Source organism: Anabaenopsis sp. NIES-4685 (assembly GCF_059725405.1).
The window spans coordinates 1,905,355-1,928,062 of record NZ_AP043602.1; the positions used below are offsets into that span (position 1 = coordinate 1,905,355).

Genomic DNA, 22,708 nt, shown 5'->3' on the forward strand with positions numbered 1-22,708 from the left:
TTTCTCAAAATATGTTCTTTTGCAGAGCCAGTGCTGCAACTGTATCAATAGGAGATTGTTGAATTGAGGAAAAAACAAATTGTCTAAGCAAGATTTGATTGAAATGGAAGGCACTGTCACTGAATCCCTCCCCAATGCGATGTTTCGCGTTGACTTGGATAATGGGTTCAATGTCTTGGCACACATTTCCGGTAAGATTCGCCGTAATTACATCAAGATTTTACCTGGCGATCGCGTCAAAGTTGAGTTAACTCCCTACGACCTTTCAAAAGGCAGAATCACCTATAGACTGCGGAAGAAATAGCTATACCTCCAAAATCTTACCATAAAACCATCTTTTTGGGTTCTCCCCCATTAATTAACTGAATTAAATTCCCTAAAAATGCTATAATTTACTATTTGGAGTCAATTACAAAAGGCATGAAAGTTCGAGCCTCAGTCAAGAAAATGTGTGAAAAATGCAACGTGATCCGCCGTCGCGGTCGCGTTATGGTGATTTGCGTCAATCCCAAGCACAAACAACGCCAAGGCTAACACTCTCACACATCAAGGAGTGAAAATACAGATTAATCACCATAAAAAACGACAAAGTTAATTAATTAAGTCTTTGTCATAGCAACTGCGATAACCATAGGGAGAAAATAATTGTGGCACGTATTTCCGGGGTAGACCTTCCACGTGATAAGCGCGTTGAAGTTGGTCTGACTTATATTTACGGCATTGGGTTAACAAGGTCTCTGGAAATTTTAGCCGCTACAGGTGTAAATCCAGATACCCGTGTTAAAGACCTAAGTGATGCTGAAGTGGCAGCCCTGCGCGGCGAAATAGAAAGCAACTATCAAGTAGAAGGTGACTTGCGGCGCTTAGAAGCCATGAACATCAAGCGCTTGATTGATATTGGTTGCTACCGCGGTCGTCGCCACCGCATGGGCTTACCAGTCAGAGGTCAAAGAACTCGCACTAATGCCAGAACCCGCAGGGGGAGAAGGCAGACAGTGGCCGGAAGAAGAAGGCTCCAGGCAAATAAACCTTTAAACCCGGCAGATCAAAGCAAGTTGTACCTAGGATTAACTAAAAAAATATGGCAAGACAACCAACAAAAAAAGGCGGCAGCAAAAAGCAAAAGCGCAACGTACCCAATGGCATGGCCTACATCCAGTCTACTTTCAACAATAGCATTGTCACCATTACCGATCAAAATGGGGACGTGATTTCCTGGGCTAGTGCCGGTTCGAGCGGTTTTAAGGGAGCCAAAAAGGCACCCCCTTTGCAGCACAAACAGCAGCAGAAAGTGCAGCCCGTAGGGCTATAGACCAAGGAATGCGGCAAATTGAAGTCATGGTTAGTGGACCTGGAGCAGGGAGAGAAACCGCCATTCGCGCCATCCAAGGAGCCGGACTAGAAATTACCCTGATTCGGGACATCACCCCCATTCCTCACAATGGTTGCCGCCCGCCCAAGCGCCGCCGAGTTTAAATAAAATTTAGTGTCCAAACTGTTTCTCAAACCCCACCCCCAACCGCAGCGGTGCCAGGGAGGAGTCCAGTGTGAAGCAAGTCAGCTCTTCCTGACGGGGGGGCTGCTAAAGTTCAGAGCACCCAAAATAAATAATCATCTCCCCGTAGATAGGGCGAGGATACCATACTGCCACTTTTCAAAGGCAGTTAAATCTACCTGGCTCCACAAAGCTAGGGAACGAAAACTAAATTCAACGAGGCAATTGATTTGCCTGCTAGCAGCACCTTAAAGAAGGGAGGCTAATCCGTGGCGCAGTTTCAAATTGAATGTGTAGAGTCTAATACAGAGGAAAGTCGGAGCCATTATAGTAAATTTGTGCTGGAACCTCTAGAGCGTGGTCAAGGAACAACAGTTGGCAACGCGCTGCGGCGGGTTTTACTGTCGAATCTAGAGGGGACAGCAGTTACAGCAGTGAGAATTGCCGGTGTAACCCACGAGTTTGCCACAGTTCCCGGTGTGCGGGAAGACGTGCTGGAAATCCTCATGAAAATGAAGGAAGTAATCCTCAGAAGCTACTCATCTCAACCCCAGATTGGCAGATTACTTGTGAATGGTCCTGCAACAGTCACTGTGGCACATTTTGATTTGCCCAGCGAAGTAGAAGTCATAGACCCCACCCAGTACGTCGCTACCCTAGCAGAGGGTGGCAAACTGGAAATGGAATTTCGCATTGAGAAAGGAAAAGGTTATCGCACAGTAGAGCGAGGACGCGAAGAAGCCACCTCCTTAGACTTTCTGCAAATTGACTCGGTATTTATGCCAGTGCGGAAAGTTAACTATAGTGTAGAAGAAGCTCGTGGGGAGAGCTCAATTACCAAAGACCGCTTGCTGTTAGAAGTTTGGACAAATGGCAGTATCTCGCCCCAAGAAGCACTATCCTCAGCAGCTGGTATTCTAGTAGAGCTATTCAATCCATTGAAAGATATCTCACTAGAGCCTACAGAAACAGGCGCTGAAGTCCCAGAAGATCCCACCGCCCAAATTCCCATTGAAGAACTGCAACTTTCTGTACGGGCTTATAACTGTCTCAAACGCGCACAAGTCAACTCCGTGGCAGACCTGTTGGATTTCACCCAAGAAGACCTGTTAGAAATTAAAAACTTCGGTCAAAAATCAGCAGAAGAAGTAGTGGAAGCTTTACAGCGCCGTTTAGGCATTACCCTGTCCCCAGAAAGAGGCTCTAAACACAGTTAGTTAAACCCCAATTTTTACTCATTTATTATGCGTCATCGTTGTCGAGTCAAAAAACTCAGTAAACCAGCCGACCAGCGGCGCGCCCTGTTGCGATCGCTATCCACAGAGCTCATCCGTCATGGTCGCATCACCACAACTTTAATCCGCGCTAAAGTTGTTCGCAGCGAAGTAGATAAAATGATTACCCTAGCCAAAGACGGCTCCTTAGCAGCACGTCGGACAAGCCCTGGGCTACATCTACGACAAGCAACTAGTTCATGCCTTATTTGAGCAAGCCCCAACTCGGTACGGTAATCGCAACGGGGGTTATACCCGCATCCTGCATACCGTTAACCGCCGGGGAGATCATGCGCAAATGGCAATCATCGAGCTAGTCTAGTTCATTAGTCATTGGTCATGGGTCAGACACCAGACCAACAGACAAAACCTGTATGTTAGAAAGCCAACCGGTTCCTAGGCCAACCCATCGAGTCGCCTTAGTAATTCAATACTTAGGCACTCATTTTCACGGCTGGCAAAGACAAAAGCAACATCGTACAGTTCAAGAAGAAATCGAAACAGCGATCGCTCAGGTACAAGGGTTTCATGTCACCCTCCATGGTGCCGGGCGCACCGATGCGGGAGTCCATGCAGCTGCCCAAGTAGCCCATTTTGAAGCCACAGGATTCATCCCACCCCAGAAGTGGGCATCAATCCTCAACAGCTACCTGCCCCAAGATATACTCATTAGGGCTGCAGCGAGTGTAGATCATCATTGGCACGCCCGATTTAGTGCCGCATATCGGCGGTATCGCTATACGATATATACTGAACCTCGGCCCAACTTGTTCGTTAGACCCTTCAGTTGGCATTATTATTATGCACCCCTGGATGAATCCTTAATCCAAGCAGCCCTCGCACCGCTGATAGGGAAACATCATTTAGCCGCATTTCACCGAGCCGGTTCCAAGCGCGAGCACTCTTGGGTAGAAGTGCAAGCCGCAGAATGTCATCGCAGTGGGCCATTTATTCATATTGAAATTCAGGCCAATGGATTTTTGTATGGCATGGTACGGCTGTTAGTAGGGATGCTAGCACAAGTAGGTTCCAGCAAGCTGACACTGGCTAGCTTTACCGAACTGTGGAAAACAGAGCGCCGGGAAAAAGTCAAACACGCCGCCCCTCCCCAGGGTTTGTGTTTATTAAGAGTTGGCTACCCAGAGTTCCCCTTTCCCCCAGAAATTTGGTATGAAACCCAGCCCAAATTGGTCTTTCCCACAAATATTCCCCTAGAATATCCCCTAGCAGATCACCTTGATCTCAATTCCACACCACTCTCATAAAACAAAACTATCATGACCACAAAAACATACCTTCCTCCTCAAGCATCCCTTGAGCGTGAGTGGTACGTAGTAGATGCCACCGATAAACGCCTCGGCCGCCTGGCTAGCGAAATCGCCATGATTCTCAGAGGCAAAAACAAACCCCAATTCACCCCCCACATGGACACCGGTGACTTTGTTATTGTCGTTAATGCTGAAAAAGTAGCAGTCACAGGGAAAAAGCGCAGCCAAAAACTTTACCGTCGCCATTCCGGCCGCCCCGGGGGGATGAAAACAGAAACCTTTGCCAAACTGCAACAGCGCCTACCAGAACGCATTGTAGAACACGCGGTTAAAGGTATGCTACCTAAAAATAGCCTGGGTAAGCAGTTGTTCACTAAACTCAAGGTTTACGCAGGTCCGACTCATCCCCATAGCGCCCAAAAACCCAAAGAACTCACAATTAATACAATTCCCGGAGAAAATTAATGACAGTAGCACAAAGTAATAGCGGTCGCGCCGTGTACTGGGGTACCGGTCGTCGCAAGTCCGCAGTAGCACGGGTGAGATTGGTTCCCGGTGAAGGGAAATTGACCGTCAACGGTAAGGATGGAGAATTGTACTTTCAATTCAACGCCAATTACCTAGGAGTCATTAGAAATCCTCTAGAAACCCTGGGACTGGAAAACGAATATGACATTTTAGTCAAAGCTGAAGGCGGCGGCCTCACAGGACAAGCTGATTCTATTCGTTTAGGTGTAGCTCGCGCCCTGTGTCAACTCGACCCAGATAACCGCCCACCTTTGAAAATCGAGGGCTACTTGACCCGCGACCCCCGGGCAAAGGAACGGAAAAAATATGGTTTACACAAAGCCCGGAAAGCACCTCAGTACTCCAAACGTTAAACACATCAATGGGAATTGGTCATTGGGAATAGCACACAATCTGCCCCAATTCCCCCGGATCAATTCTCCACTAAAAGTTATAATTAATATAGGTTAACGACAAAAACATGGCTAAATCTGATATTCATCCCCAATGGTATCCAGAGGCTAAAGTTTACTGTAACGGTCAAGTAGTGATGACCGTCGGCTCTACTAAGCCAGAATTACACGTAGATGTTTGGTCAGGAAATCACCCCTTTTACACCGGTACTCAGAAGCTGATTGATACCGAGGGTCGCGTTGAGCGCTTCTTGCGTAAATACGGCATGAGCACCACTAAATCCACTCAGAGCGATTCCCAAGAAAAGTAGCGCCTTGGCTGTGGCTGTTAACGACGACCCGGTAACTGCTGGGTCGCTTGTCATTTTTTGCCGAGCCTAGTTATCTGTAAGGAGCGATCGCATTCGTCATGGCTGAAACATACCTGTTAGAAAAACTCAAATCTGTTGAACAAACATTTCATGAATTAACCCGTCGTCTGGGTGACCCCGATACCGCCAAAAACCCTGATGAGTATCAAAAAATTGCCAAGTCTCGTTCTTCCCTAGAAGAAACAGTCAATACCTACGAAACTTGGAAAACTGCTACCACAGACCTAGCAGGGGCGCGTCAAGTCCTCAAAGAGTCCAACAGTGACCCAGAGTTGCAAGAAATGGCATCCCTGGAAGTTAAGGAACTAGAAGCAAAACTAGAACACCTAGAAAATCGCCTCAAGGTTTTACTCTTACCCCGCGACCCTAACGATGATAAAAATATCATGTTAGAAATTCGCGCCGGTACCGGCGGCGATGAAGCCAGTATCTGGGCGGGTGATTTACTGCGCATGTACTCCCGCTATGCCGACCTCCAAGGCTGGAGAGTCAAACTCGTCAGCGAATCCCTGGGGGAAATGGGCGGCTTCAAAGAAGTGATCCTGGAAATTCAGGGCGATAGCGTTTACAGTCAACTCAAATTTGAAGCGGGAGTCCATCGTGTACAGCGTGTACCAGCTACAGAAGCTGGAGGACGGGTTCACACCTCCACAGCCACCGTCGCCATTATGCCAGAAGTCGATGATGTGGAAATTCACATTGATCCCAAAGATATCGAACTCACCACCGCTCGTTCTGGTGGTGCTGGGGGACAAAACGTTAACAAGGTAGAAACCGCAGCAGACTTGTACCACAAACCCACTGGTATCCGTATTTTCTGCACAGAAGAACGTAGTCAATTGCAAAACAAAGAACGGGCGATGCAAATCCTCCGGGCTAAACTGTACGAAATCAAGTTACGCGAGCAACAAGAAGCCGTAACTTCCATGCGTCGATCGCAAGTTGGTACAGGCTCACGCTCCGAGAAAATCCGTACTTACAACTATAAAGATAACCGTGTTACCGACCACCGCCTAGGACAGAACTACTCACTTAATCCCGTCTTGGAAGGTGAGTTAGAGATACTCATTCAATCTTGTATCTCTCAAGACCAGCAAGAACGCCTGGCAGAGTTAGCAAATGCTACCTCAAACTAACTTTTAGCCGTTAACTCTCATGGAAAACCGCTATTTCTAATGTAGCTTTTAATGCATACAAGCGGTTTTCTAAGGCAGTTCGGAGTGCCTTTTCCATTTCCGCCAGATACTCGTAATACACAAATTCGTAGCGCATAGTCTGATTTAACCTCCGCCACTCCAGGAGGCTATCACAGCACTCAATTAACCTCTCCACAGTTGTTTGCCAACGGGTAAAAATCCGATAGCTGAAAAAGCTACTGCACACATTCCCCTTAGCATCCCAGAAGGAAATACACACCTGATGCTTAAGATAACGGATTTTCTTGACCTCCTTCACCTCACAGCCCTTGTGTTTCAGCGCTTCCTTAACTTCCGCATCTGAAATCTTCCATTGACTGGGTTTGATATTCTTAGCTGCTATGAGATTACAACCCGGGCGGCGATACTTTTTAACTCGGCGTAGATTGCGGAACATATGCACCCCTTCTACCTGATTTAATAAGGTTATATATTTATCTTACAGTTAGACTTAAAAATAACAATTATAAATTAAGATTATCATTGCTCAGTTAAATTGTAAATACCTAAATCGATAAAATATGTAAACTGGTAAATGTAGTCAGAGAAATATTATAGTAGTGGACTTAGCAGCTAGACAAAAACTCATAGAAGTAGTAAAAATGGCTCGTGGCCCATGAGTCAGAGGGGTTTCGGTAAACTCCTCGGTGTTTCTGCCACTGCAGTGCAACTGTGGGAAAAAGGAGAATCAATCCCAGACACAGAAAACTTAGCCAACATTGCCAACAAAGCCGGCTACACCATGGAAGAACTGCTCCATTATATTGGTGTCAAGCCCATGCCACAATCAACAGATGTAAACCAGATGGTAAAGCAGATTAAAACCATGCCATTAAATGAAGTAGCCATCATTGGTAGAACCGTCATGGAAAGACTAGCAGCAGCAGCAGAAGCTGGGGATAATCCCTAAAACCCAAACACCTTAGGAACCTTTGGGTTTAAGAGGATGTTGGAAAACTTATGAATAATGTATAAAATATTGTTTTACCCCACCCTAACCCTCCCCTTGTCAGGGGAGGGAAAACCTTTGCGACCTTTGCGCGTACTTAGCGACCTTTGCGTTTAAACACCGTACAGGCGATCGCCCCAAATATCCCCGACTTCTAGCTAAATTATGGTGGGGTATCTCTAATTATGTGAAAAGTCCGGGAGCTAAACTCGCCCCACGGTGGAATAACCCATAACATAGTAACTACTCACACCACCTAGGGTATCTCCACCAAAAATGACAGCAGCAACCCCCCAAAGCCTAAATAAATTCGTCAACTTTTGTCAGCAACACATCAAAGGACAAGAAAAACAAGAAGCGCAAACATTCTTAGACCGATTTTTTAGAGCCTTTGGACACCAAGGAGCCTTAGACGCGGGGGCGAAATTTGAAGAACCCATCAAAAAAGGGAGTAAAAAAGGTAAAACCGGCTTTGCTGACCTAGTGTGGAAACCCCGCGTATTAATTGAAATGAAAAAACGCGGCGAAGACCTAAGTAAACATTACTCCCAAGCATTTGATTACTGGACACGATTAGTACCCCAACGCCCCAAATACGTCATATTATGTAACTTTGATGAATTTTGGATATTTGACTTTGACATTCAGCTAGATACACCCGTAGATCAAATATCCCTAGAGCAGCTACCAGAAAGGGCGGGAGCCTTTACCTTTATGGAAATTGGCAATAAAACTCCCGTATTCAATAACAACCAGGTAGAAGTCACAGAAAGAGCCGCTCGGCCCATGGGTCAATTACTCCTAGAACTAGAAAACCGGCCAGTTGAGAAACTAACCGCACAAAGGTTTATTTTGCAATGCGTCTTAGCTATGTTTGCTGAAGACAGACAACTATTACCAAGGGATATGTTTATTTCCTGCGTTCAAGACTGTATTAATGGCGCAAGTTCCTACGACCTTTTAGGTAACTTATTCCGCGAAATGAACCGACCGGGAAAAACCCCAGCGGGACGTTATCAAGGCGTAGAGTATTTTAATGGCGGGTTATTTTCCCACATTGAACCAGTGGAACTAACCCCAGAAGAATTAAAATTTTTAGACGTTTCCGCTAAAGAGAATTGGAGTAAAGTTAGACCGGCTATTTTTGGTAACTTATTTGAAGGAACAGTAGATCAACAAGAGCGCCACGCTAAAGGTATTCACTACACCTCAGAAGTGGACATCATGAAAATTGTTCGCCCTACCATTAGCCGTTATTGGGAAGAAAGAATAGAGGAAGCTAACACCCTTAAGGAATTAGAACTATTGCAATTAGAACTACAAAGCTATCGAGTCCTTGACCCAGCTTGTGGTTCTGGCAACTTTCTGTATATAGCCTATCAGGAATTAAAGAGAATTGAAACCCTGCTCTTAGAGAAAATCCAGGAAAATCGGAAATTAACCTCCAAGCAAATGCAGATAGGTTTAGTCACCCCCATGCAATTTTATGGGATGGATACTAACTTATTTGCCGTCGAGTTAGCGCGGGTAACATTAATGATTGGGCGGAAAATTGCCATTGACAACTTACAGTTAACCGAGCCAGCCTTACCCTTGGATTCTTTAGATAGGAATATTATCTGTGGGGATGCCTTATTTAGTCAATGGCCAAAAGCCAATGCAATTATTGGGAATCCGCCATTTTTGGGGGGTAAACATATGAGAATAGCTTTAGGCGACGAATATATAGATAAAGTTTTTCAACAATTCCCCCAAGTTAAAGACTCAGTAGACTTTTGCGCCTATTGGTTTAGGTTAGCGCACCAACACCTTGATGAACAAGGGAGAGCAGGTTTAGTAGCGACCAATTCAGTCAGTCAGGGTAAAAGCAGAGTCGCAGCTTTAGATTATATTACTCAAAATCAGGGTTATATTCATGAAGCCGTATCTACCCAACCATGGTCAGGGGAAGCGAAAGTTCATGTAAGTATTGTCAACTGGTGTAAAGCCAAACCGGGTAAATACTATTTAGATGATGAAGTAGTTAGCAGAATTAATTCTTCTTTGAAATCTAGTATTGATGTTTCTCAAGCTGTGCGGTTAAAAGCTAACTTGAATAAATGCTTTCAAGGAGTTGCTCCTGTAGGAATGGGTTTTGTGATCACAGAAGAGAAGATAAAGGAATGGATAAAAGCGGATGGGAAAAATCAAGAGGTATTAAAACTATTTTCCATGGGTGCAAATCTGGCGCAAAATCCCCATGGTAAACCAGAGCGTTGGATTATTGACTTTAATGATATGAGTATTGAAGATGCAAGTGAGTATCAATTACCCTTTGAGCATATTAAAATCAATGTCAAGCCAGAAAGAGATAATAACAGAATGAAAAAGAGAAAAATTAATTGGTGGAAATTAGGAAGTAATGCAACTTATATGAGAAAAGCCATTTCATCTTTATCTTATTACTTCACAGTACCTAGAGTTTCCAAATGGGCTATATTTATTCCAGCACCATTAAACTGGCTACCTGGTGACTTAAATATTGTAATTGCATCAGAAGACTTTTACATATTAGGTATTCTCACATCTAAAATACATCGTCAGTGGGTAAAAGCCCAAAGTTCAACTTTAAAGGGAGATACTCGCTACACTAATACCACCTGCTTTGAAACCTTTCCCTTTCCCCAGACAGCAACAGGGGAGATAGTCGAAAAAATCCGAGCCAAAACCGTAGAACTCCACGAATATCGGACTCAACAAATGGACTCTAAACAGTGGGGAATCACCACATTATATAATAAATTCTACAACGAACCCAGCAGCAAACTATCTAAACTCCATGAACAACTAGATAAACTAGTCATAGAAGCCTATAAATTTACCTCTGAAGATGACATTTTAGAGCAACTCTTAAAATTAAACCAAGAGCTACGAGACAAAGAAAACCAGAATCAAAAAGTAATTGGACCCCACCCAACTAATTAAAATATTGTCAAAAAACACCTTTGCGAACCTTTGCGCGTACTTAGCGACCTTTGCGTTTAAAAACCGTACAGGCGATCGCCCCAAAGATACCCGACTTCTAGCTAAATTATGGTAGAGTATCGCTAATTATGTGAGAATTCCGGGATCTAGTAATCCGACCCCACCCACCCAACCAAATAAAATATTGTCAAAAAACACCTTTGCGAACCTTTGCGCGTACTTAGCGACCTTTGCGTTTAAAAACCGTACAGGCGATCGCCCCAAAGATACCCGACTTCTAGCTAAATTATGGTAGAGTATCGCTAATTATGTGAGAATTCCGGGATCTAGTAGACTGCTAGCTAAATTATGGTAGTCAGATTCATCTGACGTCAGCTATCAGACAGGGGTTTATAACCCCTGACTCCCTGGGTAGCATCAAACGGGGTTTATAACCCCTGACTCCTCTAAATAAAAAACTAAATAAAAAACATAAACTTAAGTTAAATTTTGTTAAAATCAGGAAGAGTGTTAACCTTCACAACCATCCCCTACCCCAGAGAAACTTGATGCTGCGACTCGAACATATCAGTAAAATATATCCCACAGGTGAAGTTCTCAAAGATATTAACTGGGAAGTCAAACCAGGAGATCGCATAAGGTTTAGTAGGAGTCAACGGAGCGGGAAAATCAACCCAGCTAAAAATCATCACAGGGGAAATAGAACCCACAGCGGGGGAAATAATTCGCCCATCCAGCTTACACATAGCTTACCTGAACCAAGAATTTGAAGTAGATCCGAGTCGCACAGTCAGAGAAGAATTTTGGCGAGTCTTTGCGCAAGCAAATCAAGTACAAATTTCCCTAGGGGAAGTACAGAGGGAGATGGAGACCGCCAGTTTAGAAGAACTAGATAAACTGATTAACAAACTAGATAGACTACAGCGAGAGTTTGAAGCCTTAGACGGGTATAACCTAGATGCAAGGATTGGGAAGATTTTACCAGAAATGGGCTTTGATAGCGAAGACAGCGATCGCCTAGTCAGTGCCTTTTCTGGTGGTTGGCAGATGAGGATGAGTTTAGGTAAAATTCTCCTACAAAAGCCCGACTTATTGCTACTGGACGAACCGACGAACCACTTAGACTTAGAAACCATAGAATGGTTAGAAAATTACCTCAGAGGACTAACCACCCCCATGGTAATAGTTTCCCATGATCGGGAATTTTTAGATAGACTGTGTACCCAGATTGTAGAAACAGAGAGGGGTGTTTCTACTACTTACCTAGGTAACTATTCAGCATACCTCCAACAAAAAGCGGAAAATCAACTCGCCCAGTTAAGCGCCTACGATCGCCAACAAAAAGAACTAGAGAAACAGCAAGCATTTGTAGACAGATTCCGCGCCAGTGCGACCCGGAGTACCCAAGCCAAGAGCCGGGAAAAACAACTAGAAAAAATCGAGCGCATCGAAGCACCCACAGCCAATGTAAAAACCTTACATTTTCGCTTTCCCCCGTCTCCGCGCAGTGGGAGGGAGGTAGTGATCATTAAAGACCTAACTCATGTCTATGATGATAAGATATTATTCTTAGCAACTAGTTTACTAATTGAAAGAGGCGATCGCGTAGCCTTTCTCGGTCCCAACGGAGCGGGTAAATCCACCCTATTAAGGGTAATAATGGGGACAGAACCAGCAACAGAAGGAACGGTAAAACTAGGGGACCATAACGTTATCCCGGGATACTTCGAGCAGAACCAAGCGGAAGCCTTAGACCTAGAGAAAACAGTCATGGAAACCATCCATGATCAAGTACCCCAGTGGACAAACGAAGAAGTGCGCACACACTTAGGGAGATTTCTCTTTAGTGGGGACATGGTATTTAAACTAGTAGCGGCTTTAAGTGGTGGAGAAAAAGCGCGGTTAGCCTTAGCAAAAATGCTATTACGTCCAGCCAACCTCCTAATTTTAGATGAGCCGACTAACCACTTAGACATTCCCGCCAAAGAAATGTTAGAAGAGGCGCTACAAAACTATGATGGTACAGCCATAGTAGTGTCCCACGACAGGTATTTTATTTCCCAAGTAGCCAACAAAATCGTAGAAATCCGGGATGGGGAATTTCGTGTTTACCTAGGAGACTATCATTATTACCTCGATAAAATTGCCGAAGAAAAAGAACAAGCCAGACTAGCAGCAATCGCTGCGGAAAAAGCGGCAAAAAAAGCGGCAAAATCTGCGGGAAAAAGGAAATAAGTAAAAATTCACTTGCACTGTAGATTAGCAGTGGTATTATTCGGATATTACAGAAAGTAAAGGGCAAGACCATGACCAAAGCACCTGTTGCTCCTGTGGTGCTAGTCATTTTAGACGGGTGGGGCTACCGCGAACAGCAGCGAGGAAACGCAATTACCGCCGCTGAAACCCCCATTATGGAAAGCTTATGGGCAGCTTACCCCCACACCCTCATCAGCACATCAGGAAAAGCCGTAGGGTTGCCAGAAGGTCAAATGGGCAACTCGGAAGTTGGTCATTTGAACATTGGCGCTGGGCGAGTAGTACCCCAAGAATTAGTCCGCATCTCGGATGCAGTCGAAGATGGTTCTATTCTCAGTAACCCAGCACTTGTGAAGATTTGCCAGGAAGTCCGCAGTGAGAATGGTAAATTGCATATAGTGGGGCTGTGTTCTGATGGGGGGGTACACTCTCATATCAGCCATCTGTTTGGACTACTAGACCTAGCCAAACAACAGGAAATTTCAGAAGTTTGTATCCACGCCATCACCGACGGTCGTGATACTCTCCCCAAGGATGGGATTAAAGCCATCCAGTTATTGCAAGCACAAATAGACCAAAAAGGCATAGGGCGTATAGTTACCCTCAGTGGTCGCTACTATGCTATGGATAGAGATAATCGTTGGGAGCGCATTCAACGCGCCTACGATGTGATGACACAAGATGCTAACATTGATCAACGTCCAGCTGTAGAAGTTTTGGCTGCATCTTATGCCGAAGATGTGACGGATGAATTCATTAACCCAGTCCGCATTGCTCCTGGGGCTATAGCACCAGGGGACGGTGTGATCTTCTTCAACTTCCGCCCAGACCGCGCTAGACAGCTGACTCAAGCTTTTGTCAGCCCCAAATTCACCGGCTTTACTAGAGCAAAAATTCAGCGGTTGTCCTTTGCTACCTTTACTCAATACGACCCAGAACTACCAGTGAAGGTAGCCTTTGAGCCGCAAAATTTGAGGAATATTTTGGGTGAAGTCATCGCCAATCATGGTTTACAGCAGTTTCGCACCGCCGAAACCGAAAAATACGCCCACGTCACCTATTTCTTTAATGGCGGACTAGAGGAACCTTTCCCTGGGGAAGACCGAGAACTGGTCAGTAGTCCCATGGTAGCAACTTACGACAAAGCCCCAGGAATGTCAGCGGACGCAGTTACAGATGTGGCGATCGCCGCCATTCACAAAAGAATATACTCTTTAGTGGTGATTAACTATGCTAACCCGGACATGGTAGGGCATACTGGGAAAATGGCAGCCACCATGAGCGCTATTCAAACAGTAGACCATTGTTTGGGTCGCTTACTGAGTAGTATTACCCAAGTGGGCGGAACGGCAATTATTACTGCTGACCATGGTAACGCCGAGTATATGCTGGATGAGCAGGGTAACCCCTGGACAGCACATACCACTAACCCAGTCCCCTTCATTTTAGTAGAAGGAGAGACGATTAAAATCCCCGGACATGGTACAAATGTAGAACTGTGCAGGGATGGTAAACTAGCGGATATAGCACCCACAATTCTGGAAATTCTCCAGTTACCCCAACCCTCAGAAATGACCGGACGCTCCCTATTGATCCCGTCCGGGTATCAAGTGCAACCCACACGTACCCCGGTCAAAGCTGGTATATAAACCAACCCAGCAGTGAAGACCTTCTGACTCCTCACTGCTTCCCCAAAGCCAGGGCACTACCGCTCAAACAACCTGACCAGAATGTGATATAATCCCTATGATTGGGAAAACATAAATAACCATAAATAACCATAAATTATTACGGACAGCCTGACCATGACAGTTAATATTACTACTATTGTGCAAATTATTTGGGCTCTTTCTGCTTTAGGGTTAATTATTTTAGTGTTACTACATAGCCCTAAAGGCGATGGAATTGGAGCCATTGGCGGACAAGCACAATTATTTAGCAGCACCAAAAGCGCCGAAGATACTTTAAACCGAGTTACCTGGGCGCTGACAGTTATATTTATGGGTTTAACATTGCTGTTGAGTGCTGGGTGGTTACCTAAGTAAAAATCCGGTATAGGATAATGGGATGTCAGATAAAAACCTCTAAATTCCCACGCCGTGAAAATTTCCATATCCCCAAATTACTAGCAGTTCTGTCTTTATTCATCAGTACCGGGCTGCTAGTTGTCTTGACAAATCTGCCATCTATTGCTACAGTAGTAAATACATCCTATACTACCCATCCACTACCCCCATCCCTGGCGCAATGGCAAGACCACACAAATAGTGGTGATTACTTTGACCAAGTAGCAAAAACCGGGGTGGGTTATTTAATCTGGTCAAAATTTCCGATTCAAGTTTATATACAACCCCCCACAACAGCTAATCATACACAAGCTCAAGCATGGGTCAACACTGTTATAGAGACAGTACAAGAGTGGAATGTTTATTTACCCTTGGTGGTAGTAGACAAACCGGAAATAGCTGATATTACAATTATCCGCCAAGTCCCACCTCTACAATTTACCCGTGGTCATCCCCCGCGGCCCGTTCCGCCCAAACCACTTATAAAGTATACGAAAATAATAGAATACTAGATCACAAGTTTACCATCTTATTGAGTCCTAGTCAAACAGGGGTATATCTTCAAGCCGCATCCCGTCACGAACTCGGCCACGCCTTGGGAATTTGGGGTCATAGCGATTTACCCACCGATGCTTTATACTTTTCCCAAGTTAGCAATCCCCCGCCTATTTCACCCAGAGATGTGAACACCCTCAAACGGGTTTATCAACAACCAACTCACCTAGGTAATTAATTAGGCGTTGCTGAACCAGAAATTTAAGCCCCAGCAACACCCCAAACTACCCCAGAAATCTAAACCCGACGCAGATTTAGTAATTCTTCAGGAGATGCAAGCATATCAATGGCGACAAAGAAAATTTTGCCTTCGGGATTAATTAAAAATCGCCAAGCAATATTCATTCCCACAGTCACACCAAACCAGGGAGTTTGTACAACACCTGTAATTTTTAGCTGCTTAGACCCATCGGAAAGGTTCTCACAGATACCTTTTTGTGGCATCATGTTTAATCCTTGGGCTTCTTCGCGCATATATTTGGCGATCGCCTCATGTCCGACAATGGGTTTTTGGAATGGTGGTTGTAGCGCACCGTCGGGAGTAAACAGACTAATAGCTTGATCAAAGTTATCAGCGTTCATCGCTTCAATGTAGCCCAGAACCGCCGGTTCTGTAATCCCGTCAATTTTTACTGAGGACACAGGTGGCGCGGTACGAGTAAATGCTGGTTCCTCTACAGCTTTGGGGTAGCTACTTGGCCCTAAATCAGAGGTATCAAATCCCATGTTAACTACGGTGTTCCGCAGCACTGTAATTTGCTGACCCGGATCAAGTTTCTTGGTGATCTCTAGTACCAATTGCACACCCGGACTCATTTGATAACCAGTGGGGATGGGAGCCACCACACCCTGTTTCATCAACTCTCCCAACTCGTACCAAAAAGCCAGCTTAGTATTCACACTGAAAAACCCATAGGAACGACTGATGGGTGAGTCAGCACGACTCGCAATATCGCGCATCACTCTTGTTTGCTCTTCCGCTGACATTTGCTTAATTTGGTTGAGCAAACTTTCTGCTAGTTGCAATCTGGCGGCCCCAGGCGCTGCGGGAGTAATTGTTTTCCCCATTTCCGTATACGCAAACCACAAATATGCTAGCTGGTCGTCAACACTCAGTTGGTCGAACAGGGCGATGGTCGCGGGAATCTGACTGGGAACTTGAGTATTAGAAAAGATATTCTGAGCCGACTGGATAGTTAAAGCCATATTCACAAAATAATTAGACGTTTGCACTCTATGTAACAGATTGTAAACTAAATCTTAACTTTTGTAAACTTATTTGAGTAACTCTTGACAAAATGGCATAAAAGTCACCTCTGATACAGTATTACCAGTCAAAAAAACACCAAAAATCTAGGCGATCGCCATCAATCCCCTAGCTCAACCTGAATATTTGTAGAATTGATAGCTTAACCTCTCGGACTCAGAGGTACAGACCTATCTGCTAAAACTTCCCGATATAATTCCTCTAACTGACTGATATTTTTACTCAGGGTATAGCGCTCTAACACCCGCTGTCTGGCTTTGTTTCCCAGGAGGGTGGTTAACTCAGGATGGTCCTGGAGTAGGGGTAAAAGGGTTCTTAACTGCGATCGCACTGTCTTAGTATTCAGGACTACACCCGCCCCCGCCTCTAATACCTCCCCATCTGCTCCCACATCTGTAGCCAAACAAGCTATTCCACAAGCCATTGCTTCCAACAGAGACAGAGATAAACCCTCAACCAGAGAGGGTAAAATAAACACATCAGCACCCCGTAAAATTTCGATTCGCCGCCTTTCTTCCGCCACAAATCCTAACCAGATAATCCCTGCGTCCGAGCCATAAAATGGTTCCAAAGAAGACTTCAAAACCCCATCACCCACCATCAGTAACTTGCTCCCAGTTCCCATCTGTGACTGCTTCCAAGCTCGTAACAGAGGTTCAACGTTTTTTTCTGGTGCTATACGACCTTGATAGACAAACAACCGCTCCCCTTGGAATTGTGCTTTCACCCCTGAAGGTCCGGGGGAATACTTCACCGCATCAACTCCATTGGGAATCACAGCGATTTTTCTGTCCTTTACACCCATACGGGCTAATAACTCCCGCTGAATTTGGGAAAATACAATCACCCGATCATAGTTCGCCAAACAAGGCGCATACAACTGATAAGCTAACAGCTGGGTTCCCGAGAGAAATTTTGCCCCCTTCCCCGCAAAAGCTGTATGAAACGTCGCAATCAAAGGTAAATTCAGTTGCTCGCAGATTTCCGGTAACATAAAGTCCAGAGGCGATAAACTCAAAGAAGCATGGACTACATCCGGCTTGATTTCCCGCAGAGACTCCGTTAATACCTTGGTTGCTTTTAACGTGGGAATTGTGTAAACCTGGGATTTGTAAATAAACGGTAGGGAAACTTCCTGGAAATTCGGACAATTTTCTGTTTCTGATTCTTCTTGAGCAAAGTGGAGAAAACTAACTTGGTGTCCCCTGTCTAGTAAAGCATTTGTTACTTCTCTACTGTAGGTGACATTACCGCAAAATGGTGATTTCTTTCCAATCCAGGCTATACGCATTCTTTATTAGCTATTTTGAAAAGCGGTTTCAATTGATCAACCTTTGAGTTACTCACAGCTCAAAGCCTCTGGTATTGTGCAACTTTCCCTGAGTTTACCACGAAACCAAGATCATCTGGACTGTTGACTATTGGCGGGAACTATACCAAGTTAATATACCACCACAAAATACAGTAATAGCTAAAATCACAAAAACTGCTGGTAGTCCTATTAAGGTTTCACCTACCCCAGCTAAGGCTAAAGGTAAGGTCAAGGCAATATTAATCACATTATTTTGTAGCCCAAAGACTTTACCCCGCATCTCCGCCGGCGTTTCCGTTTGGATCGCAGTTTGCATGGGGATACCTACCATAGACCCAAATACACCCAACAAAGCTACTAACAGTAAAATTATCCCTAACTGGGTTGTAAATACCGATAACCCAATTAAAGTTCCTGACATCCCTAAGCAACCCCACAGACTCAATTCGCAGTAGGAGAAGCGTTGACCAAATTGACCCAGCATTGTCGCCCCCGCAGCCATACCAATCCCACCAAATGCTAGTAAAAAGCCAAATTGAGATGCTTTTAAGTTGGGAATTATTTCCGCCATCCGCACCGCTAGCACCGTTAAAGCTGCAAATACAGAAAATAGAATCGTCAGTTTTACTAAAGCATTGCGCAGTATAGAGTTAGCTTTGAGGTATTTCAACCCATCTCTTAAGTCAGCTAAGACGTGAGGAAATTCTGTGTCCGGATGGTGGGGTTTTTCTTTGGTCACTAATAATAACAAAATTAACGCCGCGATCGCATAACTCCCACCTACCAAGAGCTCTTTACCTAGTCCATCACTACCACCTATTTCTAACCATACTCTATCGGCGATCGCCAACAGTGGTTCACCCACTGCAAACCCCACAATCACTGAAGCCATCATGGTAGTCGTATATAGAGAATTAGCCGAGAGTAAATGCTGTTCCTCCACCACCAAGGGGATTGTTGTTTGTTCTGCGGGCGCAAAAAACTGTGTCAGTGTGGAGACTAAAAAAGTCACCCCCAATATAATTATAAAACCCACTGGTAACATCCCCACCGGCCGCCAATCATGTGTTAACCACAGCAACAAGGGTATGGATAACACTAACACCCCCCGGCAAACATTGGTGCTTACCAGTACAGTCTTTTTCCGCCAGCGGTCTACAAATACACCCGCCACAGAACCAAACAGTACCGCTGGAATGGTAAAAGCCATCATCAAAGCTGATACCCAACCGCTAATGCTCTGGTCACTTCCCTGAAATTGCGTATTAATTAAAGCAATCATTAATACTAAGTATACTTTGTCTGCTATCTGGCAAAAAACCTGACCCCCCCACAGCGCCAGAAAATTAGGATTTTTTAACACCGGTAAAAACCCCTGCTCTGGTCTATTTTCCGGCTTACCAGTCCCCTCTAATTGGGGCGGTTTAGTTGGGGAAGTCACTACTGATAAACCTTCTTTCTGACCATTGCTCAGGCCTAGGGATTCCCTGGTAAGATCAGCTTTTGCTATTTCCCCAGCCACATCTAATTGACACTGTTCTGGGCTGTGCGGAACAGCACTTAAGTGATTTGTGACGATAGGATCCGATACCCTATTGTGTTTTTTGGTGTTTGGTGATAAAGATGAGATTTTTCTATCTACATCAGACGGTTGCATCATGGTTAGCAGCAAAGTAAGAGTCAATCAAGGTAGCAGAGCGAATAGGGCGACCTAAATGATATTGAGCATATTGGCGCAAAATTTGCTCAATAGATAACCAGCGATAATTTTGGTTAGTATCTGTTGCTATTATCTCTGTTTCTGAGAGATATTGGAGCATAGCTAATTCTGTAGCATCCAACCGAGCACAAATTACCGGTATATCTTCCCTATGCACAACCCTTTGGTAATTTAAGTTAGACTCAAGGGCTGAGGGTTGCTGTTTTTCTTGGCGCAAATTTTCCCACGCCTGTAAACAGACTGTACCACCTGCTGTCACACTAAAGCCCACCCGCCAGTTAGGATCTGCGAAATTTGGCCTGATGGTATAGTTAGTTAAACAGCACGCTTGTACTTGAGGGCATAAACCTTCTAAAGCATAAAAGTGAAACACTGCATGAGCTAAATAAGCATAAATATTATATCTATATCTATCTGTTATATCTAATACCTCTAATTTACGAAGATATTTATGGAGTAACTGATAAATTTCCTCTTGGGGTTGCTCACTCAAGGCCTGACACAGCACTATTTCCGCTAAATATTGCCCCGCGGCAAATTTCCCCACATCCACAGCCAGACCAGGATAGGTTTTTACGGTATCCGCTTGTATAATTCTATCGAGCGATCGCCCTGGTGCTATGAGTAAGTCATTGACCATAAACACGCCGCTCCTAGCACCTAGGCTAGAGTTTGGCTTCCTCGCCCCCGTCGCTACTGCGCGAATTAAACCCAACTCTCGGGTTAAAATTGTCACTACCCTGTCTGATTCTCCCAGAATTTGGGATTTGAGATTAATTCCCGTAACTTTATAAGTTTTACTCATTAGTCATTAGTCAATTTTTGCCCACCAACCACCCGTGACTACTCAGCTTTTTCGTTGGTCTTGGCTTTGGCGCAGCAAATCCATCGACCGAGATGTTCCCAGTCTGGTAGCACCGGCTAAGATCAGGTCTATAGCTTCATTGTAGGTGCGAATTCCCCCAGATGCCTTAATTCCCAACCGGTCTTTTGCCATTTCTTTTAACAGTCTGACATCCCCCACCGTTGCACCCCCGTGCCAACCTGTGCTAGTTTTCAAGAATCCCGCCCCGGCCTCCATGGATATTTCCGCCGCCAGTTTTTTCTCCCGATCAGTTAGCAGGTTGGTTTCCAAAATCACCTTCACCAGTTGTCCGGTTGCTTCGCAAATTTGGGCAATCTCCCGGTGTACCGCCTCAATTATACCAGCTTTCAACCAACCTAAATTCATCACCACATCTAGTTCCGTAGCCCCATTTTCCACCGCCTCTTGAGCTTCATACAGTTTCACCCCTGAGGTGGTCGCCCCCGTAGGAAAGCCAATTACTGTACAAATGTGGGGATTTTTACCATGGAGCAGTTCTGCTGCTTGCTTCACATAACTAGGGTGAACACAAACCGCCGCAAAATTAAATCTGTACGCTTCTTCACACCATTGCTCGACCTGCTCTGGGGTAGCTGTTGGGTTCAGCAGAGAATGATCGATAAATGGCGCAATATCAATATAGTCTGCTGCCATCTTGTGTTTTGCCTGTGAATGAAAAGTTAATATTTTTTTACTAAGTCACTATGTTAATATATCAAAATTAACGGTTACGCCAAGGCACAAGGTTATTACTTGTCCTTGACGGTTATTTGTGCAATTATTTCACAGTTTCAGTCTGTGGTGATAAGCGTTTGATACTTTCCTGAACTAACCTGGATAACAAGTTCATCTGCTGGTTACTCTCAAAGACTTTTTGCACAGTCTGGCGTAATTTCTCTAAATTCAAGACATTTCCCGAATCTATGGCCTCTTCCTGTTGGGCAAAGTATGCCACTAAACTTAAACCTGCTACTCTGGTTAGGTAGGCTGCACTCACCCCTTGGACTATACCACCAGCCACAAAGGTGATCGCATTACTTTTTAAGACCATGCTCACAGCTTTGGTGGACAGTTCCACTAAGCCTAGTTTTAGCATTAACCCCCCCATGGTTACCCCTAGGGTTTGGGCCTGTTCTAGGGAAAATTTTTGCTGGTATATATTACCTAAGTCTATCACCATCTGGGCGTTAATCGCTGCTGTGGCTAAAATGTCTAGGGCTGGTACTGGGTTAGCAAAGGCAGCAGCCGCGCTGATCCATTGATATTGTTCAATAATGGGGATACTGCGATCGCCCCTGGTTTCATTCAGCCAGTTTTTCCCCGCCGCTTTCAACAACTTGGCTTTTCTCCAGGTAGTTGTCCAGATTAGTTGTTGTCTTTGCTGTGAGACAATTTTATTCAGATCCTCAATTAACCCCTCAATATCCGGTTCCGGTTGTTCCATCCACTCTTGGATATTACCATTACTTTCATGCTTGCGTACTTTGCGCGCCACAGGAGACGTTACCGTTCCCACTACATTCTCTGACATTCGCTGTTTTAATGACAGCAAAATACTCTCCCGTTCCTCTGGTAAATACTGGTCTTGTTTGTTAAAAATTAACCGCACCGGTTGATTGGCTGCTTTTAACTGCTGTAAGCTCTGAAATTCCCAATCTGTCAAATCACCATTGGTCAGGAATAAGACAAAATCACACTGTTTAACTGCTGCTAATATAGGTATATCTGATTGCTCACCTGTCTGGGTAAATAAAGGGGTCGTTTCCCATAGAGTTACTTTGTTCTGTGTTCCCCCCCATCCCCTAGACTCCAGCAGTGTAACTAAACTACTTTTCCCTACAGATTTACCACCGGTGACAGCTATGGTAATTTCTTCCCTATCTAATTCTATCTGCAACTGCCCCAGTCTTCCTTGGAGCGTCTCTAAGGCCGGGTGGTTGACAGCTTCCTGTTCTAATTGCCTAATTATCGCTTCCCCTTGGGCGATCGCAGTTTCCACAGCCGACCGCCCTTTGATCATACCATCCAACTGCTCTGCTTTGTGTTGCGGTTGATTTTTCTGGAATAACCACAAACCGCCCCCCACAGCCAGAGCGCCAAACAAACCCACCTCACTCAGCTGTAAGATATAATCATCCCAGCTTTGTAACATCCATAAGCAAAAGGATAGTCCCAATCCTCCCACTAAAATCGGTCGCTGCAACTTCACAACCATTTCTCCGCTTTTTGT

General features: G+C 44.8%; 18 protein-coding genes and 6 pseudogenes. 17 read left to right on the forward strand and 7 right to left on the reverse strand.

Going from position 1 to position 22,708, the window contains the following annotated elements; all coding sequences use genetic code 11:
* Positions 1–79 precede the first annotated feature (79 nt).
* The 11 genes and pseudogenes from infA to prfA all read left to right on the forward strand — a co-directional run bounded on the left by infA (position 80) and on the right by prfA (position 6,464).
* A complete protein-coding gene (gene infA, locus AC6IZ0_RS08430) occupies positions 80–304 on the forward strand; it encodes a translation initiation factor IF-1 (protein WP_006196724.1) in 225 nt (74 codons plus the stop codon).
* Between the two features lie 116 nt (positions 305–420).
* Positions 421–534, forward strand: coding sequence for a 50S ribosomal protein L36 (rpmJ, locus tag AC6IZ0_RS08435; protein ID WP_006196723.1), 114 nt, complete (start codon positions 421–423; stop codon positions 532–534).
* Between the two features lie 113 nt (positions 535–647).
* Positions 648–1,027 (forward strand): annotated as a pseudogene (gene rpsM, locus AC6IZ0_RS08440) (30S ribosomal protein S13).
* 54 nt (positions 1,028–1,081) lie between these two features.
* Positions 1,082–1,476 (forward strand): annotated as a pseudogene (gene rpsK, locus AC6IZ0_RS08445) (30S ribosomal protein S11).
* A 288-nt stretch (positions 1,477–1,764) separates the two neighbouring features.
* Positions 1,765–2,712 carry a DNA-directed RNA polymerase subunit alpha gene (locus tag AC6IZ0_RS08450; protein WP_271732198.1) on the forward strand — a complete coding sequence of 316 codons (948 nt, stop codon included), beginning with the start codon at positions 1,765–1,767 and terminating at the stop codon, positions 2,710–2,712.
* 27 nt (positions 2,713–2,739) lie between these two features.
* Positions 2,740–3,091 (forward strand): annotated as a pseudogene (rplQ, locus tag AC6IZ0_RS08455) (50S ribosomal protein L17).
* Between the two features lie 52 nt (positions 3,092–3,143).
* Positions 3,144–4,034 (forward strand): tRNA pseudouridine(38-40) synthase TruA, encoded by an 891-nt coding sequence (gene truA, locus AC6IZ0_RS08460; RefSeq protein ID WP_497725772.1) that lies wholly within the window; start codon positions 3,144–3,146, stop codon positions 4,032–4,034.
* Between the two features lie 12 nt (positions 4,035–4,046).
* On the forward strand, positions 4,047–4,502 hold the full coding sequence (gene rplM / locus AC6IZ0_RS08465; RefSeq protein WP_271732192.1) for a 50S ribosomal protein L13: 456 nt from the start codon (positions 4,047–4,049) through the stop codon (positions 4,500–4,502).
* A complete protein-coding gene (gene rpsI / locus AC6IZ0_RS08470; RefSeq protein WP_271732190.1) occupies positions 4,502–4,918 on the forward strand; it encodes a 30S ribosomal protein S9 in 417 nt (138 codons plus the stop codon). Before rplM ends, rpsI begins: the two co-directional genes overlap by 1 nt.
* A 107-nt stretch (positions 4,919–5,025) precedes the next feature.
* Positions 5,026–5,268 carry a 50S ribosomal protein L31 gene (gene rpmE, locus AC6IZ0_RS08475; RefSeq protein ID WP_271732189.1) on the forward strand — a complete coding sequence of 81 codons (243 nt, stop codon included), beginning with the start codon at positions 5,026–5,028 and terminating at the stop codon, positions 5,266–5,268.
* 98 nt (positions 5,269–5,366) lie between these two features.
* On the forward strand, positions 5,367–6,464 hold the full coding sequence (gene prfA, locus AC6IZ0_RS08480) for a peptide chain release factor 1 (protein WP_497725773.1): 1,098 nt from the start codon (positions 5,367–5,369) through the stop codon (positions 6,462–6,464).
* 10 nt (positions 6,465–6,474) lie between these two features.
* Here prfA and AC6IZ0_RS08485 read toward each other — a convergent pair whose 3' ends face one another.
* Positions 6,475–6,921, reverse strand: coding sequence for an RNA-binding protein (locus AC6IZ0_RS08485; RefSeq protein ID WP_280793348.1), 447 nt, complete (start codon positions 6,919–6,921; stop codon positions 6,475–6,477).
* 163 nt (positions 6,922–7,084) lie between these two features.
* On the opposite strand from AC6IZ0_RS08485, the pseudogene AC6IZ0_RS08490 reads away from it, so the two are divergent.
* The 6 genes and pseudogenes from AC6IZ0_RS08490 to AC6IZ0_RS08515 all read left to right on the forward strand — a co-directional run bounded on the left by AC6IZ0_RS08490 (position 7,085) and on the right by AC6IZ0_RS08515 (position 15,492).
* Positions 7,085–7,434 (forward strand): annotated as a pseudogene (locus AC6IZ0_RS08490) (helix-turn-helix domain-containing protein).
* 315 nt (positions 7,435–7,749) lie between these two features.
* Positions 7,750–10,437 carry a DNA methyltransferase gene (locus AC6IZ0_RS08495; protein ID WP_497725774.1) on the forward strand — a complete coding sequence of 896 codons (2,688 nt, stop codon included), beginning with the start codon at positions 7,750–7,752 and terminating at the stop codon, positions 10,435–10,437.
* Between the two features lie 548 nt (positions 10,438–10,985).
* Positions 10,986–12,672: pseudogene (locus tag AC6IZ0_RS08500) on the forward strand (ABC-F family ATP-binding cassette domain-containing protein).
* Positions 12,673–12,743: 71 nt separating this feature from the next.
* Entirely contained in the window at positions 12,744–14,342 is a 1,599-nt protein-coding gene (gpmI, locus tag AC6IZ0_RS08505) for a 2,3-bisphosphoglycerate-independent phosphoglycerate mutase (protein ID WP_497725775.1), read from the forward strand.
* Positions 14,343–14,498: 156 nt separating this feature from the next.
* Complete coding sequence (gene secG, locus AC6IZ0_RS08510) at positions 14,499–14,738, forward strand: preprotein translocase subunit SecG (RefSeq protein ID WP_271733168.1); 240 nt, start codon at positions 14,499–14,501, stop codon at positions 14,736–14,738.
* A gap of 17 nt (positions 14,739–14,755) precedes the next feature.
* Positions 14,756–15,492, forward strand: a pseudogene (locus tag AC6IZ0_RS08515) (peptidase).
* A 59-nt stretch (positions 15,493–15,551) separates the two neighbouring features.
* Here AC6IZ0_RS08515 and AC6IZ0_RS08520 read toward each other — a convergent pair.
* The 6 genes from AC6IZ0_RS08520 to AC6IZ0_RS08545 all read right to left on the reverse strand — a co-directional run bounded on the left by AC6IZ0_RS08520 (position 15,552) and on the right by AC6IZ0_RS08545 (position 22,693).
* Positions 15,552–16,520, reverse strand: a complete 969-nt coding sequence (locus AC6IZ0_RS08520; protein ID WP_497725776.1) for an orange carotenoid protein N-terminal domain-containing protein — start codon at positions 16,518–16,520, stop codon at positions 15,552–15,554.
* Between the two features lie 203 nt (positions 16,521–16,723).
* Positions 16,724–17,872, reverse strand: a complete 1,149-nt coding sequence (locus tag AC6IZ0_RS08525) for a glycosyltransferase family 4 protein (RefSeq protein WP_497725777.1) — start codon at positions 17,870–17,872, stop codon at positions 16,724–16,726.
* A gap of 127 nt (positions 17,873–17,999) precedes the next feature.
* Positions 18,000–19,550, reverse strand: coding sequence for an MFS transporter (locus tag AC6IZ0_RS08530; protein WP_497726021.1), 1,551 nt, complete (start codon positions 19,548–19,550; stop codon positions 18,000–18,002).
* Positions 19,537–20,418 (reverse strand): DNA repair protein RecO, encoded by an 882-nt coding sequence (gene recO, locus AC6IZ0_RS08535; RefSeq protein ID WP_497725778.1) that lies wholly within the window; start codon positions 20,416–20,418, stop codon positions 19,537–19,539. Before recO ends, AC6IZ0_RS08530 begins: the two co-directional genes overlap by 14 nt.
* Positions 20,419–20,460: 42 nt before the next feature.
* A complete protein-coding gene (gene deoC / locus AC6IZ0_RS08540; RefSeq protein ID WP_497725779.1) occupies positions 20,461–21,132 on the reverse strand; it encodes a deoxyribose-phosphate aldolase in 672 nt (223 codons plus the stop codon).
* A 124-nt stretch (positions 21,133–21,256) separates the two neighbouring features.
* On the reverse strand, positions 21,257–22,693 hold the full coding sequence (locus AC6IZ0_RS08545; RefSeq protein ID WP_497726022.1) for a YcjF family protein: 1,437 nt from the start codon (positions 22,691–22,693) through the stop codon (positions 21,257–21,259).
* Positions 22,694–22,708: the final 15 nt, after the last annotated feature.

Bases quoted from the DNA above. Each gene is read 5' to 3' on its own strand.
- rpmJ (WP_006196723.1), top strand. From the start codon at position 421: ATGAAAGTTCGAGCCTCAGTCAAGAAAATGTGTGAAAAATGCAACGTG.
- truA (WP_497725772.1), top strand. From the start codon at position 3,144: ATGTTAGAAAGCCAACCGGTTCCTAGGCCAACCCATCGAGTCGCCTTA.
- rplM (WP_271732192.1), top strand. From the start codon at position 4,047: ATGACCACAAAAACATACCTTCCTCCTCAAGCATCCCTTGAGCGTGAG.
- rpsI (WP_271732190.1), top strand. From the start codon at position 4,502: ATGACAGTAGCACAAAGTAATAGCGGTCGCGCCGTGTACTGGGGTACC.
- rpmE (WP_271732189.1), top strand. From the start codon at position 5,026: ATGGCTAAATCTGATATTCATCCCCAATGGTATCCAGAGGCTAAAGTT.
- prfA (WP_497725773.1), top strand. From the start codon at position 5,367: ATGGCTGAAACATACCTGTTAGAAAAACTCAAATCTGTTGAACAAACA.
- AC6IZ0_RS08485 (WP_280793348.1), bottom strand. From the start codon at position 6,921: ATGTTCCGCAATCTACGCCGAGTTAAAAAGTATCGCCGCCCGGGTTGT.
- AC6IZ0_RS08495 (WP_497725774.1), top strand. From the start codon at position 7,750: ATGACAGCAGCAACCCCCCAAAGCCTAAATAAATTCGTCAACTTTTGT.
- gpmI (WP_497725775.1), top strand. From the start codon at position 12,744: ATGACCAAAGCACCTGTTGCTCCTGTGGTGCTAGTCATTTTAGACGGG.
- secG (WP_271733168.1), top strand. From the start codon at position 14,499: ATGACAGTTAATATTACTACTATTGTGCAAATTATTTGGGCTCTTTCT.
- AC6IZ0_RS08520 (WP_497725776.1), bottom strand. From the start codon at position 16,520: ATGGCTTTAACTATCCAGTCGGCTCAGAATATCTTTTCTAATACTCAA.
- AC6IZ0_RS08525 (WP_497725777.1), bottom strand. From the start codon at position 17,872: ATGCGTATAGCCTGGATTGGAAAGAAATCACCATTTTGCGGTAATGTC.
- AC6IZ0_RS08530 (WP_497726021.1), bottom strand. From the start codon at position 19,550: ATGCAACCGTCTGATGTAGATAGAAAAATCTCATCTTTATCACCAAAC.
- recO (WP_497725778.1), bottom strand. From the start codon at position 20,418: ATGAGTAAAACTTATAAAGTTACGGGAATTAATCTCAAATCCCAAATT.
- deoC (WP_497725779.1), bottom strand. From the start codon at position 21,132: ATGGCAGCAGACTATATTGATATTGCGCCATTTATCGATCATTCTCTG.
- AC6IZ0_RS08545 (WP_497726022.1), bottom strand. From the start codon at position 22,693: ATGGTTGTGAAGTTGCAGCGACCGATTTTAGTGGGAGGATTGGGACTA.